This window comes from Roseomonas nitratireducens (assembly GCF_017813355.1).
Classification (GTDB): domain Bacteria; phylum Pseudomonadota; class Alphaproteobacteria; order Acetobacterales; family Acetobacteraceae; genus Neoroseomonas; species Neoroseomonas nitratireducens.
Window position 1 is genome coordinate 169,947 of the sequence record NZ_JAGIYZ010000008.1, and the last position, 15,861, is coordinate 185,807.

The 15,861-nt window shown below is 72.8% G+C and carries 17 protein-coding genes; 11 read left to right on the top strand and 6 right to left on the bottom strand.

Going from position 1 to position 15,861, the window contains the following annotated elements; all coding sequences use genetic code 11:
• Nucleotides 1–4: 4 nt before the first annotated feature.
• Together J5Y09_RS10415 and J5Y09_RS10420 are read right to left on the bottom strand one after the other, a co-directional pair.
• On the bottom strand, nucleotides 5–1,177 hold the full coding sequence (locus J5Y09_RS10415; RefSeq protein WP_209351695.1) for a thiolase family protein: 1,173 nt from the start codon (nucleotides 1,175–1,177) through the stop codon (nucleotides 5–7).
• Nucleotides 1,178–1,255: 78 nt separating this feature from the next.
• Nucleotides 1,256–1,927: a substrate-binding domain-containing protein gene (locus J5Y09_RS10420; RefSeq protein WP_209351696.1), complete on the bottom strand. Its 672-nt coding sequence runs from the start codon at nucleotides 1,925–1,927 to the stop codon at nucleotides 1,256–1,258.
• Nucleotides 1,928–2,083: 156 nt separating this feature from the next.
• Here J5Y09_RS10420 and J5Y09_RS10425 point away from each other — a divergent pair, with 156 nt between their 5' ends.
• A complete protein-coding gene (locus tag J5Y09_RS10425; RefSeq protein ID WP_209351697.1) occupies nucleotides 2,084–3,757 on the top strand; it encodes a M3 family oligoendopeptidase in 1,674 nt (557 codons plus the stop codon).
• Nucleotides 3,758–3,761: 4 nt separating this feature from the next.
• On the opposite strand, the gene J5Y09_RS10430 is transcribed toward J5Y09_RS10425, so the two are convergent.
• On the bottom strand, nucleotides 3,762–4,736 hold the full coding sequence (locus J5Y09_RS10430) for a tripartite tricarboxylate transporter substrate-binding protein (RefSeq protein WP_209351698.1): 975 nt from the start codon (nucleotides 4,734–4,736) through the stop codon (nucleotides 3,762–3,764).
• Nucleotides 4,737–4,866: 130 nt separating this feature from the next.
• On the opposite strand from J5Y09_RS10430, the gene J5Y09_RS10435 reads away from it, so the two are divergent.
• The 4 genes from J5Y09_RS10435 to J5Y09_RS10450 all read left to right on the top strand — a co-directional run bounded on the left by J5Y09_RS10435 (nucleotide 4,867) and on the right by J5Y09_RS10450 (nucleotide 8,684).
• The gene (locus J5Y09_RS10435) at nucleotides 4,867–5,436 is read left to right on the top strand and encodes a TetR/AcrR family transcriptional regulator (protein ID WP_209351699.1); all 570 of its coding nucleotides are present in this window, start codon (nucleotides 4,867–4,869) and stop codon (nucleotides 5,434–5,436) included.
• On the top strand, nucleotides 5,433–6,476 hold the full coding sequence (locus tag J5Y09_RS10440) for an efflux RND transporter periplasmic adaptor subunit (RefSeq protein ID WP_209351700.1): 1,044 nt from the start codon (nucleotides 5,433–5,435) through the stop codon (nucleotides 6,474–6,476). Before J5Y09_RS10435 ends, J5Y09_RS10440 begins: the two co-directional genes overlap by 4 nt.
• On the top strand, nucleotides 6,473–7,747 hold the full coding sequence (gene devC, locus J5Y09_RS10445; RefSeq protein WP_245217004.1) for an ABC transporter permease DevC: 1,275 nt from the start codon (nucleotides 6,473–6,475) through the stop codon (nucleotides 7,745–7,747). The genes J5Y09_RS10440 and devC overlap by 4 nt, the downstream gene beginning before the upstream one ends.
• A 250-nt stretch (nucleotides 7,748–7,997) precedes the next feature.
• Nucleotides 7,998–8,684 (top strand): ATP-binding cassette domain-containing protein, encoded by a 687-nt coding sequence (locus J5Y09_RS10450; RefSeq protein WP_209351701.1) that lies wholly within the window; start codon nucleotides 7,998–8,000, stop codon nucleotides 8,682–8,684.
• A 334-nt stretch (nucleotides 8,685–9,018) separates the two neighbouring features.
• Here the strand turns inward: J5Y09_RS10450 and J5Y09_RS10455 are convergent, their stop codons facing one another.
• On the bottom strand, nucleotides 9,019–10,218 hold the full coding sequence (locus J5Y09_RS10455; protein ID WP_209351702.1) for a hypothetical protein: 1,200 nt from the start codon (nucleotides 10,216–10,218) through the stop codon (nucleotides 9,019–9,021).
• A 240-nt stretch (nucleotides 10,219–10,458) separates the two neighbouring features.
• Between J5Y09_RS10455 and J5Y09_RS10460 the strand changes: the two genes are divergently transcribed.
• Both J5Y09_RS10460 and J5Y09_RS10465 read left to right on the top strand, forming a co-directional pair.
• Nucleotides 10,459–10,701, top strand: coding sequence for a phage baseplate assembly protein V (locus J5Y09_RS10460; RefSeq protein WP_209351703.1), 243 nt, complete (start codon nucleotides 10,459–10,461; stop codon nucleotides 10,699–10,701).
• Between the two features lie 58 nt (nucleotides 10,702–10,759).
• Nucleotides 10,760–11,092, top strand: coding sequence for a hypothetical protein (locus J5Y09_RS10465; RefSeq protein WP_209351704.1), 333 nt, complete (start codon nucleotides 10,760–10,762; stop codon nucleotides 11,090–11,092).
• 10 nt (nucleotides 11,093–11,102) lie between these two features.
• On the opposite strand, the gene J5Y09_RS10470 is transcribed toward J5Y09_RS10465, so the two are convergent.
• Nucleotides 11,103–11,798, bottom strand: a complete 696-nt coding sequence (locus tag J5Y09_RS10470) for a class I SAM-dependent methyltransferase (protein ID WP_209351705.1) — start codon at nucleotides 11,796–11,798, stop codon at nucleotides 11,103–11,105.
• Between the two features lie 71 nt (nucleotides 11,799–11,869).
• Between J5Y09_RS10470 and gloB the strand changes: the two genes are divergently transcribed.
• Genes gloB through J5Y09_RS10485 form a run of 3 tightly spaced genes read left to right on the top strand, consistent with a single transcriptional unit; the run spans nucleotide 11,870 to nucleotide 13,681 of the window.
• Nucleotides 11,870–12,595: a hydroxyacylglutathione hydrolase gene (gloB, locus tag J5Y09_RS10475; RefSeq protein ID WP_209351706.1), complete on the top strand. Its 726-nt coding sequence runs from the start codon at nucleotides 11,870–11,872 to the stop codon at nucleotides 12,593–12,595.
• A 28-nt stretch (nucleotides 12,596–12,623) separates the two neighbouring features.
• Nucleotides 12,624–13,223 carry a glutathione S-transferase family protein gene (locus J5Y09_RS10480; protein ID WP_209351707.1) on the top strand — a complete coding sequence of 200 codons (600 nt, stop codon included), beginning with the start codon at nucleotides 12,624–12,626 and terminating at the stop codon, nucleotides 13,221–13,223.
• Nucleotides 13,223–13,681 carry a cupin domain-containing protein gene (locus tag J5Y09_RS10485; RefSeq protein WP_209351708.1) on the top strand — a complete coding sequence of 153 codons (459 nt, stop codon included), beginning with the start codon at nucleotides 13,223–13,225 and terminating at the stop codon, nucleotides 13,679–13,681. Before J5Y09_RS10480 ends, J5Y09_RS10485 begins: the two co-directional genes overlap by 1 nt.
• Nucleotides 13,682–13,685: 4 nt before the next feature.
• Here J5Y09_RS10485 and J5Y09_RS10490 read toward each other — a convergent pair whose 3' ends face one another.
• On the bottom strand, nucleotides 13,686–14,723 hold the full coding sequence (locus J5Y09_RS10490; RefSeq protein WP_245217005.1) for an amino acid ABC transporter substrate-binding protein: 1,038 nt from the start codon (nucleotides 14,721–14,723) through the stop codon (nucleotides 13,686–13,688).
• Nucleotides 14,724–14,831: 108 nt separating this feature from the next.
• On the opposite strand from J5Y09_RS10490, the gene J5Y09_RS10495 reads away from it, so the two are divergent.
• Entirely contained in the window at nucleotides 14,832–15,584 is a 753-nt protein-coding gene (locus J5Y09_RS10495) for an SDR family NAD(P)-dependent oxidoreductase (protein WP_209351709.1), read from the top strand.
• Nucleotides 15,585–15,861: the final 277 nt, after the last annotated feature.

Below are 15,861 nucleotides of genomic sequence, written 5' to 3' on the forward strand. Positions count from 1 at the left end.
GGTGTCACTCCCGCTCCATGATCAGGGTTGCGCCGCCGTGCCGGTGGCCGAGCAGCCCGCCCACGCCGTTGGCCAGCGCCAGCTTGCAGCCCGGCACCTGCACCTTCGCATGCGCTTCGCCGCGCAGCTGGCGCACCGCCTCGATCACCTTGGTCATGCCGCCGCGGTTCGCAGGGTGGTTGTTGCACAAGCCCCCGCCATCGGTGTTGAAGGGCAGCTTGCCGACGCCGCTGATCAGGTTGCCGTCGGCGACGAACTTGCCGCCCTGGCCCTTCGCGCAGAAGCCCAGGTCCTCGAGCTGCATCAGCACCGTGATGGTGAAGCTGTCGTAGATCGAGGCGTACTGGATGTCGCCGGGCTTCACGCCGGCCTCGGCGAAGGCCGCCGCGCCGGACTGCCGCACCGCGGAGTAGGAGAGGTCGATGCCGCCGCCGGCCTGGTTCTTGGTGGCCTCGGCGCAGCCGAGCACCTTCACCAGGGGACGCTTCAGCGACTTGGCGATTTCCGGCCGCGTCACGATCAGCGCGCCGCCGCCGTCGGAGATGACGCAGCAATCGAGCCGGTGCAGCGGGTCCGCCACCATGGGCGAGTTCACCACGTCCTCGACCGTCACGGGCTTGGGCAGCATGGCGTGCGGGTTGTGCTGCGCGTGCTGGGACGCCGCGACCTTGATCCAGGCGAGCTGCTCGGAGGTCGTGCCGTATTCGTACATGTGCCGCTGCGCGACCATGGCGTAGGAGGTGACCACGGTGCGCGCCATCGGGATCTCGAACGGATCGTCCGGGATGTTCGGCGCCCAGGACCGCGGCACGGTGCCCGTCGCCATGCCTTCGGCGCGCGGCCGGCCGGCCAGCGTGATCAGCGCGACGTTGCAGCGCCCTTCCTTGATGGCCTGCGCCGCGTGGCCGACATGCATGACGTAGGAGCAGCCGCCCATGTCGCTGGAATCGACGTGGCGGAGCTTCGTCAGCCCCATGTAGTCGGCCATGTTGATCGGGCCGAGGCCCGGTGCGGCCGCGGTGCAGAAGAAGCCGTCCACGTCGTCCTTGGACAGGCCGGCATCCTGCAGGGCGCCGTAGGCGACCTCCGCATGGAGCTGCGCGACCGACTGGCCTTCCGCCTTGCGCGTCGGGTGCTCGAAGGCCCCGACGACATAGGCTGCGCCGTTGATGCTCATGGCGTGCCCGTTTCCTCCTGGTGGTTGAAGCGGCCGGCAGGGAAGCAGCGAGCGGCGCCCCTGTCGAGGGGGCGCCCGCTACGGCGCGTCCAGCCCCTTCGCCCGCAGCGCGTCCGGCGTGCAGGCGGCCGCGACCGCGGCGAGCAGCGCGCGCCCTTCGGCCGACCCCGCGAAGGCCGCGCCCGAGAAAACGGCCAGCGTGTTCGCCCCTTCCGGCAGCGGGCCGACCACCTCGATGCCGTTGACTTCCATCAACTCGCTGACCTGCTGGAAGGCGATGGCCGCTTCGCCGCTGACGAGCCGTTCCGCGGTGAAGCCCTGCGGGATGACGATGGCCTTGGCGTTGACCTCCGCCGCGATGCCGAGCCGTTGGATCAGCTCGGCGAAGAAGATGCCCGAGGCCCCGGCGCGCGAGTAGCAGAGCGTCGGCACCGACAGCAGCAGCCGCCGCAGCGCGTCCACCGAGGAGATGTCCGGATGCGGCGCGCCCGCGCGCACCGCGAGCCCGACGCGCGAATGGGCGAGCGGCCGCGCGGTCGCGGCATCGAGCACGCCCTCGGCGCCGAGCGTGGCGATGGCTTCTGCCGTCAGCACCGCGGCGTCGGCGCGCTCGCCGGCGCGGATGCGCGTTTCCAGCGCGCGGGTCGGCGCGAGGTCGACCTCGATGGGCGCGCCGAGCGCGGCCTCGATGGAAGGCTTCGCCGCGCGCAGCAGGCCGGCGATGGCGAGGGTGGACATCAGGCGTGGCATGGCGCGCAGCCTGGACGCGCCGCGGCACCCCGTCCAGCCCGGGCGCTTGACGCGCGCCTTGACCCCCGGGCGCTTGACGCGCGCATCGACCCCCGGGCGCTTGACGCGCCACGCCCCGCCGCGTGACGTGGCGGCCAAGCCCAGGGACCGCACGCCATGACCCCGAATTTCGCCGAGATCACCGCCCCGCGCCCGGACAAGGCCTCGCTGGCCGCGACCCATGCCGCGATCGACGCGCGGCTCGATGCCGGGGACCGTGCCGGCGCGCTCGCCCTGTGGGACCAGGCGCGGCGAGACTACGACACCTGGTCGGCGCTGGTGCATCTGCGCTTCGCGCAGGACACCAAGGACGCGCAGGCGGTGGCGGAACGCGAATACGCCGACGGGCTGGCGCCCGAGGCCGCGACGCATGAGACCGCGCTCAAGCGCCGCCTGCTGGCGGATGCCGACCGCGCCGGGCTGGAAGCGGCGGCCGGCGCGCATGCCGTCGCGCTGTGGGAGACCGACATCACCGCCTTCGATCCCGCCATCGCGGCGGAGAGCGAGGAGGAAAGCCGCCTGTCCGCCCGCTACACCGCGCTGATGGCCGGTGCGCGAGTCGCGGTGCGCGGCAAGGAAGTGAACCTCGCCGGCCTCGCCCCCTTCGCCGAGGACCCTGACCGCGCGCTGCGGCACGAAGCCGAGGCGGCGCGCTGGAACTTCCTCGCCGCGAACGGGGAGGAACTCGACGCCATCTACGACGGGCTGGTGCGGCTGCGCACGGGCATGGCGCGCAAGCTGGGCGACGCGACCTTCACGCCGCTCGGCTACCGGCGGATGCGGCGGCTCGACTACGGGCCGGCCGATGTGGCGCGCTACCGCGACGCCGTCGCGCGCCACGTCACGCCGCTGGTCGCGCGGCTGCTCGAACGCCGCCGCGCGCGCCATGGCTGGGACCGGCTGATGTACTGGGACGAGGCGCTGATCGACCCTGCCGGCAATCCGAAGCCCGAAGGCGACCACGACACGCTGGTGCTGGCGGCGCAGGAGATGTTCGCGCGCATGCATCCGCGCATGGCCGACTTCTACGCCATGATGCGCCAGGGCGGGTTCCTGGATTTGAAGAACCGCCCGGGCAAGGCCGGCGGCGGCTTCTGCACGTCCTTCCCGACGGTCGGCGTGCCCTTCATCTTCGCCAACTTCAACGGCACGCATCACGACATCGGCGTCTTCACGCATGAGATGGGGCACGCCTACCAGGCCTGGGAAAGCCGCCACCAGCCGGGCATCGACTACCTGTGGCCGACGATGGAGGCGGCCGAGATCCACTCCATGGGCCTCGAATACCTGACGCATCCGCATATGGGCCTGCTGGTGGGCGACGCCGCGGCCGAGCGCTACCGGCGCATGCACCTGGAATCCGCGCTGATGTTCCTGCCCTACGGCGTCTGCGTGGACCACTTCCAGCACGAGGTCTACGCCAACCCCGATGCGAGCCCGGCCGAGCGACACGCGATCTGGCAGCGGCTGGAACGCCACTACATGCCCTGGACCGACTACGGCGACCTTTCCTACCCGGCCAAGGGCGGGCGCTGGCAGGCCAAGGCGCACATCTTCGGCAGCCCCTTCTACTACATCGACTACACGCTGGCGCTCTGCGTCGCGCTGCAGTTCTGGGTCTGGTCGCGGCGCGAACCGGCCGCGGCGCTGGATGCCTATGTCGCGCTGTGCGGCCGCGGCGGGTCGATGCCGTTCCAGGGGCTGGTGGCGAGCACGGGCCTGACCTCCCCCTTCGCCGAGGGCGCGCTGGAGGCGGTGGTGCGCGACGCGGCGGAGCTGCTGGCCGCCTGAAGGTTCACCCCGCCCGGATATCGTTCTCCCGCACGACCTGCGTCCAGCGCGCCCAATCCTCGGCGACGGTGCGGGCGAAGATCGCGCGGTCGCCGCCGGCGGGCTCGGCGCCGAAGCTGCGCGTGCGCTCGATCGCGTCGGGCAGGCGCATGATGGCGTTCAGCTCGGTGTTCATCCGCTCCAGGATCGGGTCGGGCGTGCCGCGCGGGGCGAACATCCCGCCCCAGAAGCCCACGACATGGCCGGGCACCGTCTCGGCGAAGGTCGGCACGTTCGGATAGGCGGGCGCGCGCTCGGCGCTCGTCACCGCGATGGCGCGCAGCGTGCCGGCTTCCAGCTGCGCGCGCGGCGCGAACAGCCCGTCATGCGCGACATCGACGTCGCCGCGCATCAGCGCGGTGACGGAAGGCTGGTTGCCGGAATAGGGCACATGCGTCACCTCGATCCCGGTCTGGCGCATCAGCAGCACCAGGGCGAGGTGGTTGATCGCGCCCGCGCCGGGGGTGGAGACGGTCAGCCGCCCCTGCCGTTCCCGCGCCACGGCGATGAACTCGGCCACCGTCCGCGCCGGGAAGTCCGGCCGGCAGACCAGCGCGAGCGGCGAGTTCTGCGCCAGGAAGACCGGTGCGAGCGCCTGCACCGGATCCAGCGTCGCGCTGCGGTTCACCGCCAGCGCGATCAGCGTGGAGGGGGAGGTGTAGAAGAAGGTCGTGCCGTCCGGCGCGGCGCGGGCGGCGGCCTCGGCGGCGACCTGCGTCGCGGCGCCGGGGCGGTTCTCGACGATGAAGCTCGATCCGGGGATGCGCTCGGTCAGCTTCTGCGCCAGCAGCCGCGCCATGATGTCGTTGGCGCCGCCGGCGGCGAAGCCGACCAGGATGCGCACGGGCCGGCTCGGCCAGGCCTGCGCTGCCGCGCCGCCGGCGGCGAGCAGCGCGGGGGCGGCGAGCAGCGCGCCGCGCCGGCCGATGGTTGCGGTCATGCCTGCGATCCTCCCAGGGGTGTCGTTGCGCGCAGGCTACCCATGTGTTGGGCGGCAAGGCCATGGGGCCGAGTGCTGTACCGTCTGGACGGTTGAAAAAACCGTCCGGACGGTATAGATGCACCGCATCATGGACTCCCACCCCCCGACCGACGCCCGCACCCGCATCCTCGACGCCGTCGAGAGCATCGTGCTCGCCCGCGGCGTGGGCGGCCTCACCCTCGACGCCGCGGCGAAGGAAGCCGGTGTCTCCAAGGGCGGGCTGCTCTATCATTTCGGCTCCAAGGAAGCCCTGCTGACCGGCGTGATGGAGCGGCTCTCCGTCTTTGTTGCCGCCGAGTTCGAGGCGAATGTCGCCCGCCAGCCCGCGGGCCCCGGCCGCGTCGCCCGCGCCTTCATCGCCTGGGCCTTCGGGGAGGCCGACTGCTCCCCCGGCCACGACCACCACGACCGCGCCGCGGCCGTCTTCCTCGCCGCCTTCCACCACGACCCGGCGCTGCTCGACCCGATGCGCGCCCAGATCGGGCGGATGAAGGAGATGCTGCTGAACGACGGCATCCCGCACGGCGCGGCGATGATCGTCATGACGGCCACGGACGGGCTGTTCATGGCCCATCTCTTCGGCCTCTACCGCCCGACCGAGGCCGATATCCGCGCCCTGCGCGCCAGCCTCGACGCGCTGCTGGAGGCACGCGCATGACCGGCCGCGCGCGCCTCCTGCTCGGCCTGGCCGCGCTGGCGCTGGCCGGCGGCGGATACGCCTTCCTCGCCAACGGCTCCGCCCAGCAGGCCGCGCCCGCGCCCGCCGCCGCGGCCCCCGCCACGCCGGTCGGCGTCGGCGCGCTCGGCCGCGTCGAGCCCGCCTCCCGCATCCGCCGCCTGACCCAGCCGGGCGGCATGGCCGTGACCCGGCTCGACCGCCTGCTCGTCGCCGAGGGCGACCGGGTCGAGCACGGCCAGCTCCTCGCCGAATTCGCCGACGCGGCGCAGAAGGACGCCGCCGTCGCCCAGGCGCGCGCCACCGTCGCGGAAGCCGAGGCGAGCCTCGCCCGCATCCGCGCCGCCGGCCGTCCGACCGAGATCGAGGCGCAGCGCGCCCGCATCGCCGCCCTCGTCGCGCAGCAGGAACTCGCGGCGCGCGAGGCCGAGCGGTCCGAACGCCTGGTGCCGACCGGCGCCGGCGCCGTCGCGGCGGCCGACCGCAACCGCGCCCTGGCCGTGCGGCTCGCCGCCGAACTCCGCCAGGCGGAGGCGGAACTCGACAGCCTGCTCTCCTCCCGCCCCGAGGACATCGCGCTGGCCGAGGCGCGCCTCGCTGCCGCGCGCGCCGCGCAGGCCAAGGCGGAAGCGGATGCCGAGCTCTCCCGCGTCCGCGCGCCCTTTGCCGGCACCATCCTGCGCGTCATCGCCCTGCCGGGCGACCAGGTCGGCAATGACGGGCTGATGGAGATCGGCGACCTGTCCCGCATGATCATCGTCGCCGATGTCTACGAGACCGACCTGCCACGCCTGCGCGAAGGCGCGCGGGCCGAGATCGTCGTCCCCGGCGAGCCCCGCCGCTTCGAGGCGACGGTCGGCCAGATCGGCTGGACCGTCCGCCGCCAGACCCAGGCGAACACCGACCCGGTCGCGGCGGTGGATAGCCGGACGGTCGAGGTGCGTTTGCTGCTGGACGAAGCCGGCAGCGCGGCGCTGCGCCGCCGGTCCAACATGCAGGTGCAGGTGGCGATCCGGCCATGAACGCGATCAGCAAGGCGCCGCTGCTGCCATGGGCGCCGGAACGCACCGGCGAAGCCGCCAGCGAGCCGGCCATGCCGTCACCCAAGCCCGCGGCCGGGCCGCGCCCGCTCGCCGCGCTGCTGCTGCCGCTCCGCCTCGCCTGGCGGCAATTGCGCGCCGAACGCGCGCGCCTGTTCTCCGCCATGGCGGGGGTGATGTTCGCAGCCGTGCTGGTGTTCATGCAGCTGGGCTTCCGCTCCGCGCTGTTCGACAGCGCGACGCGCCTTCTCGCGGCGATGGAAGCCGAGCTGTTCCTGATGAACCCGCTCACCACCGCGTCCTTCCGGCCGGAACCGCTGCCGCGCATCCGCGCGCACCAGGCGCTCGCCCTGCCGGAAGTGGCGCAGGCCGTGCCCGTCTACCTCGCGCAGACCACCTGGCGGAATCCCGAGGACGGATCCCGCCGCGCCATCCAGATGATCGGCTTCGACATCGAGGCCGGCGCGGTGCATTTCGAAGGCCTCGACGCCATCGCACCCGCGCTGCGCCGGATCGACGCGGTCGGCTTCGACGCGCGGTCCCGTCCCGAATTCGGCGACGTCGCGCGGCTGTTCGGCGAACGCGGGCCCTTCGAGGTGCAGGTCGGCAACCGCATGGTCGACGTGGTGGGCCTCGTGTCCATCGGCCCGTCCTTCGGCGCGGACGGCAACCTCGTGATGAACGAGGTGAACTTCCGCCGCATGGTGCGCGAACGCCACCCGAGCAACACCGACCTCGTCGCGATCCGCCTCGCCCCCGGCACGGATGTGGCCGCCGCGCAGGCGCGCCTGCGGGAGATCCTGCCGCGCGACGTCGTCGTCCTCACCCACGCGCAGCTCGTCGCGCATGAACGCAACTACTGGGAAACGGCGACGCCGATCGGCTTCATCTTCGCCTTCGGCTCCGTCATGGGCCTGATCGTGGGGATGGTGATCGTCTACCAGATCCTGTTCAGCGACATCGCCAACCACCTGCGCGAATACGCGACGCTGAAGGCGATCGGCTATTCCAACTTCTACCTCGCGCGCGTGGTCATGGCCGCGGCGCTGATCCTCGCCATCATCGGCTTCCTGCCGGGCGCGGCGCTGTGCATCTGGCTCTACGACGTCGTCGCATCGGCGACCTTCCTGCCACTGGCCATGACACCCGAGCGGGCGATCATGGTGTTCGGGCTGATCTTCGGCATGTGCGCGACCGCGGGCCTGCTGGCGATGCGCAAGCTGCGCGACGCCAGCCCGGCGGACATGTTCTGATGCGGTTGGTCTTGGTGTGTCCCGGAGAGGGGCGCCGCCCCTCTCCGGACCTCTCCCCGCCAAGGGCCGAAAGGCCCTTGGAACCCGATACATGGGCGGCCGGAGGGAGGGGCATGGCGCGCGCGCCGAGCCCGAAGGCCGCACGGCGCCCCTCCCTCCGACCGCCCATCTCACGGTGTCCAGAGGCCTTTCGGCCTCTGGCGGGAGGGGGTCCGGGGAGGGCAGCGCCCTCCCCGACGCAGCCCCGCCCATGACCGACCCCATCCGCATCGCCGGCCTCGGCTACGCCTATGGCGAGGGCGAGTTGCGCCGTCCCGTGTTGCGCGACGTCTCGCTCTCCGTGCATGCCGGGGAGGTGGTGTTGCTCACCGGCCCCTCGGGGTCCGGCAAGACGACGCTGCTGACGCTGATCGGCGCCTTGCGCGCGATGCAGGAGGGCTCCTGCCAGGTGCTGGGGCGTGAGTTGCTGGGCGCGACGGAGCGGGACCGCGTGCGGCTGCGCCGGTCCATCGGCTTCATCTTCCAGAACCACAACCTGCTGGGCTTCCTGACGGCGCGGCAGAACGTGGCCATGGCGCTCGAGATCGATGCCGCGCTGCCCGAGCGCGAAAGGCTCGAGCGCGCGGGGGAGATGCTGCGCGCGGTCGGTCTCGCGGGGCATGAGGACAAGGTGCCGGCGAAACTGTCCGGCGGTCAGCGCCAGCGCGTGGCGATCGCGCGCGCGCTGGTCGCGGGCCCCGGGCTGGTGCTGGCGGACGAACCGACCGCCGCGCTCGACAAGGTCTCGGGCGCGGAGGTCGCGCACCTGCTGCGCGACATGGCGAAGTCGCGCGGCACGCCGATCCTGATGGTCACGCACGACCCGCGCATCCTGGACATCGCCGACCGCGTGGTGGCGATGGAGGATGGCCGAATCGTGGAGCCCGCGGCGGCCTGAGCCGCCCGAGGCCGCCAGGGCGCCGCCCCGGCGCTGGCAGCAAAGACAGCGGATCGAGGCCAAGCCTCGATCCGGGAGCGCGAACGCGCGACCGCGCCCAACCCGTCAGCCTCGCCGGGTGCGCCCGTTCGCGGCGCGCAAGCCCAGCGCGCGGAGCGCGCGCCCGGCGCTTGAGGGCAGGCAAACTGCTCGATCCGGGAGCGCGAACGCGCGACCGCGCCCAGCCCGTCAGCCGCGCCGGGCGCACCCGTTCACGGCGCGAAGGCAAGGCGGCCGGACGGCCGCCGCCCGCCGTCCGAGGGTCAATCCAAGACTCCGGCCGAGGGCCCGCGAATCACTCGCTGCTGGTCACCGCCGGCGCCAGCGCCGCCACCTTGCAGGCCGGGTGGGACGGGTTGCGGAAGCGCAGTTCGCCATCCGCGGCCGCGTCGGGCGGGGCCATGCCGAACATCTCCATGCGCGACGCGCAGGCCGCGGCGACCACGCGCCGTCCCGCGGGCTCGGTCAGGAAGCGGCGCACCGCGCCTTCCAGTTCCAGCGTCTCCCGCAGCAGGCGCCATTCGGAGCGTTCGAGATCCTCCACGAAGACCGAGAGGATGCCCGGCGCGCTGCCCGTCAGCCGCGATTCGGCGGCGAGCCGCATGCGCGCCGTGACGGCCTGCGCCACCGCGTTCTCCCGCCCCGCGCGGGCGGCCATGACGAAGACGCTGCCGCCGGCCGGGTCGGCGGTGACCGCCAGGTGGGCTTCCGGCCCGAACTGTTCGCGCAGCCGCTGCGGCAGGCCGGCCCCGGCCTGCGCGCCGGCCAGCACCAGCGGGTCGAGCTTCAGCACCGCGTCGGCGCTCGCATCCTGGCGCTTCTCGGCCGCCAGCAGCGCCATGATGCGCGCTTCCAGCGCGGCCGCCTTGTCCGGCCCGTCCAGCCCCTCGGGCAGCGTCATCTTCAGCAGGTAGCGGCCGGGATGGGCGGCGAGCCAGGTCTGCAGCTCCGGGTTCACGCGATCGACCAGCGCGCACCAGTCGCCGCGATGCACCGGCCGGCCGTCCTCGGCCGAGACGGTCTCGCAGGCGAGTTCCGCCGTCACGCCGTCCCGCGTCAGGCGCAGGTCGTAGGGCGCTTCCTCGGCCAGGCCGGCGAAGGTCACCTCGAAGCCGCGGGCGCGGTGCAGGGCGGCGGTGCGCAGCAGGTGGAACAGCGGGATCAGCGTCGCCTCGCCGGTCAGGCCTTCCAGCAGCAGGGCGCGCAGCCGGGCGCGCGGCGCTTCGGGCAGGGTGCGGGCGAGCCGGACCGCTTCCTGCGCGAAGGCGAGCACGCGGCGTTCCGGCGTGCCGAGCTTCGCGGCGGCCTTCGGGTCGGCGGCGCGGGCAAGGACGAATTCCAGCGCGTGGCGTTGCTGCGCGGCGCGGCCCGACAGGGGGCCCGATTGCGCGCGCCGCGTCAGGTCCGCCAGCCGCGACGTCCAGGCACGACCGCCCACGAGGCGCACGAAGGCGGCGGGCACGGAGGCATCGGCACGGGGATCGGCGATCGGCATGGCGCACCCTTCGGATGGGCTTCCCCGCGGCGCGGGGCAGCATGGCGGCCGCGCGCGAAGGCGCGCGGGGACGGCGAATTCTCGTGCCTTAGCCCACCCCCGGTCGCGCGCTTCCGGCGGAAGCGCCTGCGACGGGCCCGGTCTTGATGCCGGTCAATGCCTAGGTAGCCCCTTGCCGGGGGGTCGCGTCAAGCGCGCGGGCGCCTATTGTGGCAATAGGCAAGGGAATGGAGACGCGCCATGGCGAACAGATACTACGGCCTTTATCGCGGCATGTGCGTGGACAATCTCGATCCGATCGCGATGGGCCGCGTCATGGTCCAAGTGCCCAGCGTGCTGGGCGACGAAACCTTCTGGGCCATGCCCTGCCGGCCGCTCGGCGCCCCGGCGGGCGCGCCCCCGCCGGTGGGCGGCCATGTCTGGATCATGTTCGAGAACGGCGATCCCCAGATGCCCGTCGCGATGGGCACCTATCCGGGCTGACCCGCGAGATTCCCGCGCCGGAAAGGGTGCGGCAACCTTTCCGGCGCAGGCTGGCGCCATGCGCCGGTCCGTCCTTGCCTTCCTGCTCCTCGCGCTGCCCGCCGCGGCGCAGAGCCCGCCCGTCTGTTCCCCCGCGCGGGAAGGGCAGGTCGCCTGCATGGCGGGGAAGCTGTGCGAATGCCGCTTCGAGCGCGGCGGCCAGATGACCGGCCGGCCGGACCGCTTCGCCTGGGATTGCGGCGTGATGCGGCCCATGTGCCCGCCCGACCCGAATATCGTGGCCCCGGGCATGCCCCCCGTGGGCGGCGTGGTGGTGGAACCGCAATGGCGCGGCCAGGTCTCCCCGCAGCCTTATCCGCAGCCGCAACGTCCCCTGGCCCCGGGGCGCTGAGGGCGCGGCGTCAGGCGTCCGCCAGCACCTGCCGCGCGACCGCCACGCGCCCGGCGGGCATGCCGGCGAACAGGTCCTTCTCCGCCTCCACGATCGCCAGCCCGGCATAGCGCGCCGGCCAGATCGCCCGGCCGGATCGCTCCCAGGCCGCGCCGGCGCGCAGGAAGGGCGCGAAGGGCGGCACGTAGAGCGCCGCATCGCGCTGCTCCACGCGGAACATGTGGCGCTCCAGCAGCCGCGTCACCTGCCCGGGGGAATAGGGCTGGCCATGGCCGAAGGGCGTGTGCTCGGCATGTGCCCAGAGCCCCCGGCGGTTCGGCGCGACCACCAGCAGCCGCCCGTCATCCTTCAGGACGCGCCAGACCTCCCGCAGCAGGCGCCTCGCGTTCTCCGCCATCTCCAGCCCGTGCACGAGCAGCACGCGGTCGAAGCAGAGGTCGGGGAAGGGCAGGCTTTCCTCCTCCGCCGCCAGCACCCCGGCCAGCCCCTTCGGCGGCGGGCCCAGATGCGCCGGCGTCAGCGCGACGCAGCGCGCGGCCTCCCCCCGCCAGAGGTCGAGATAGGGTGCTGCGTGCCCGATGCCGAGCACGGCCTGCCCGCGCAGCGATGGCCAGGTCGCGCGCAGCCGTTCGGCGACAAGGCGCGCGGCCGCGACGCCGTTTCCGGTCGCGTAGAAATTCGTCAGCCCGTGGACCTCGACGCCCATGCGGTGGATATAGGGGAGGCGCGCGCGCGTTGGGATGCCTGTTCGCCTTTCCACTGGAGACGCCTCGACCGATGCCCATGACCGTGGCCGCCGTGCCCTGCCTGTCGGACAACTACGCCTGGCTGCTGCGCTCGCCCGACGGGCGGCTGGCCGTCTGCGACCCGGGGGAGGCCACGCCCGTCCTGGCCGCCATCGAGGCCGCCGGCGGGCCGCTCGAGGCCATCCTGCTGACCCACCACCATGGCGACCATGTCGCGGGCGTGGCCGAGATCGTCGCGCGCACCGGGGCGAAGGTGATCGGCGCGACGGCCGACGCGGCGCGGCTGCCGCCGCTCGACATCGCCGTGAAGCCGGGCGACGTCTTCGACGCCTGCGGCACGCCGGTGCGCGTGCTGGCGAGCGACGGCCACACCCGCGGCCATGTCGCCTTCCACATCCCCGACAGCGGCATCCTGCTGTGCGGCGACACGCTGTTCTCGCTCGGCTGCGGCCGCCTGCTGGAAGGCACGGCGGAGGAGATGTTCGCCAGCCTGCGCGCCATCGCCGCCCTGCCGGCCGAAACGCTGGTCTGCTGCGGCCACGAATACAGCGAGAGCAACGCCCGCTTCGCCCTGACGGTCGAGCCCGAGAACCAGGCGCTGCAGGCGCAGGCCGCGCGCATCGCCGCGCTGCGCGCGAAGGGGGAGGCGACCGTGCCGACGTCGCTCGGGGACGAACTGGCCGCCAACCCCTTCCTGCGCGCGCCGGACGTGGCCACCCTGGCGCGGATTCGCGCGGCGAAGGACACTTTCCGCTGACGTCCGAGTCCCGGAGGAGAACGACCAGATGAAGCTGCACTATTCCGCCGCCAGCCCCTATGTCCGGAAGGTGATGGCCTGCGCCATCGCCCGCTCGCTGGAGACGCGGATCGAGAAGGTCACCACCAACCCGCACACCAGCCCGGCCGACCTGCTGGCGTCGAACCCGCTGTCCAAGGTGCCGGCGCTGGTCGCCGACGACGGCACGCCGGTCTTCGACAGCCCGGTGATCTGCGAATACCTCGACACGCTCGGCGACGCGCCGGCGCTCTTCCCGCCGGTGGGCAGCGCGGCGCGGCTCAAGGCGCTGATCCGCCAGGCGGCGGCCGACGGCATCCTCGATTCCGCGGTCGGCCGCCGCGGCATGTCGCAACTGCCGCAGGACGACGGCCGCAAGGCCTACGACGCGCGGCAGAAGGGCGCGGTCGACCGCGCGCTCGCGATGCTCGAGAAGGACCCGCCCGCGGGCCTGTCCGACATCGGCGCCATCAGCGTCGCCTGCGCGCTCGGCTACCTCGACTTCCGCTTCCCGCACGAGCCGTGGCGGGACGCGCATCCGAAGCTCGCCGCCTGGTTCGCCGAGGTGTCGAAGCTGCGCCCGATCGCCGAGACCGTGCCGGTCGGCTGATGCCGCCCGATCTGCGCGACCCGTCCGTCACGGCCGCGCAGGTCGTCGCCGCGCTGGATCTCCGCCCGCATCCCGAAGGCGGGCATTACCGGGAGATCTGGCGCGACGCGCCGGCGGACGGCTCGCGCGGGGCGGGGACCGCGATCTACTTCCTGCTCGCGGCCGATGAGTTCAGCCACTGGCATCGCGTGGACGCGGCGGAATGCTGGCACTGGTACGCCGGCGGGCCGCTCGCGCTGTCGCTGTCGCCCGATGGGCACGACGCGCAGGCGGTGCATCTGGGCCCCGACCTGTCGCGCCACCAGCGGCCCTTCGCCGTCGTGCCCAAGGGCTGGTGGCAGGGCGCCGTCTCGCTCGGGCGCTGGACGCTGGTGGGCTGCACCGTAAGCCCCGCCTTCGACTTCGCGGGGTTCGAGCTGGCGGCGCCGGACTGGCGCCCGACGCCGCGCAGCACCTGACCGTTCAGCGCATCGGAAGCGCGTAGATCAACCCGCCATTGGTGTGCAGGTTGTTCGGCCCGCGCGGCAGCGCGACCGGCGTGTTCTCGCCCATCGTCCGCTCGTAGAGCTCGCCGTAGTTCCCGATGGCGCGGATCGCGTTGTAGGCCCAGGCCGGGTCGAGCTTCAGCGACTGGCCCAGTTCCGGCGTGACGCCCAGCAGGCGGCGCGTGTTCGGGTTGACGCTGGTGCGGCGCATCTCCTCGGCATTGGCGCGGGTGATGCCCTGCTCCTCCGCCTCGATCACCGCGGTCGTGTACCAGCGGACGATGTCGTACCAGTTGTCGTCGCCGCGGCGGATGTAGGCGCCGTAGGGCTCCTTGCTGAAGCGCTCCGGCAGGATGGTCCATTCGCGCGGGTTGGGCATCGACGACCGCACGCCGGCGAGCTGCGAGGCATCCGTGCCGAAGCTGTCGCAGCGCCCGGCGACGAGGGCCGCCTGCGCCTGGTCCGTCCGCTCGAACACCACCGGCTGGAAGCGCACATTGACGGAACGGAAGTAGTCCGCCGTCACCTGCTCGTTCGTCGTGCCCTGGATCAGGCAGATTGTCGCGCCGCCCATGTCGCGCACGCGCGTGACGCCGGCATTGGCGCGCACCATGAAGCCGTGCCCGTCGTAGAAATAGGTCGTGACGTGGCGCAGCCCGAGCGTCGTGTCGCGCAGCATGGTCTGGGTCGAGGTGCGGAACAGCACGTCGATCTCGCCCGAGCCCAGCGCGGTGAAGCGCGTGGAGGACGACAGCGGGATGAAGCGCACCTTGGACGGGTCGTTGAAGATCGCCGCCGCCAGGCCGCGGCACAGGTCGACATCCATCCCCTGCCATTCGCCGCGGCTGTCGGGCAGCGCGAAGCCGGCGACGCCGGTGTGGATGCCGCAGTTCAGGTTGCCGCGCGCGCGGATCGCATCGAGCGTCGGGCTCGGGATGTTCGTCTGCGCCGCCGCCGTGCCGGCGAGCGTCACGCAGAAGGCGGCGGCCGCGGCCGCCAGGCCTCGTCTCATCATGTTCGGTTGCCTCTCTGTTGTCGGGTCCCGGACGGATCGTCGCCAGAGCCGGATGGACGAGTCAACGTTTCCGGATTGTCATGCGCGGCGAGGACAAGGAGGAAACACATGCAGGACCGCTTCGCCGGCTATCCCAGCCTGTCGCGCCGCGCCGTGCTCGTGACCGGCGGCGCGTCGGGCATCGGCGCGTCGATCGTCGCGCATTTCGCGCGCCAGGGATCGCGCGTCGCCTTCCTCGACTTCGACGAGGCGGCGGGGTCGCGCGTGGCGGAGGCGACCGGCGCGCAGTTCCTGCCCTGCGACCTGCGCGACATCGCCGCCCTGCGCGCGGCGGTGGCCGAGGCCGGCTCGCGCATCGGCGACATTACCGTGCTGGTCAACAACGCCGCGCGCGACGACCGCCACGCGCTCGAGACGGTGGAGCCCGACTACTGGGACGAACGGATCGCGACCAACCTCCGCCACCAGTTCTTCTGCGCCCAGGCGGTGGTGCCGATGATGCGCCGCGCCGGCGGCGGGTCGATCGTCAATCTCGGCTCGGTGTCCTGGATCAACCGCACCGGCGGCATGCCGGCCTATACGGCGGCCAAGGCGGGGGTGCGGGGGCTGACGCGCGGGCTCGCCCGCGACCTCGGCCCCGACCGCATCCGGGTGAACGAGGTGGTGCCCGGCTGGGTCATCACGGAGCGGCAGCGCAGCCTGTGGCTGACCCCGGAGGCGGATGCCGACCGCGACCGCCGCCAATGCCTCAAGGGCCACCTTCACCCCGACGACATCGCGCGGATGGTGCTGTGGCTCGCCGCCGACGACAGCGCGATGGTGACGGCGCAGTCCTTCACGGTGGATGCGGGCGGAAGCTGAACCCCGCGGCGCCGGGCGGGCGCTACAGCACTATCCGATCACACTGAGTCAGTGTGCTCGGATTTCGTGCTGTAGAATCAATGGTTTCTAGAGCAAGAAATCCGATCAGCCGTTTCCGGCTGATCGGATATCGCTCTACCCGCGCGGCGGCCGCGCCGCACCCCGGCCCGCATCGAAGCCGAGGAAGCCCACATCCGGCCGCGGCGCGCCGCCGTCATTGGCGAACAGGCGCGGGCGCGTCGCCGGCGCGGGCCCGCGCTGCCCGCCGGGGCGCCCG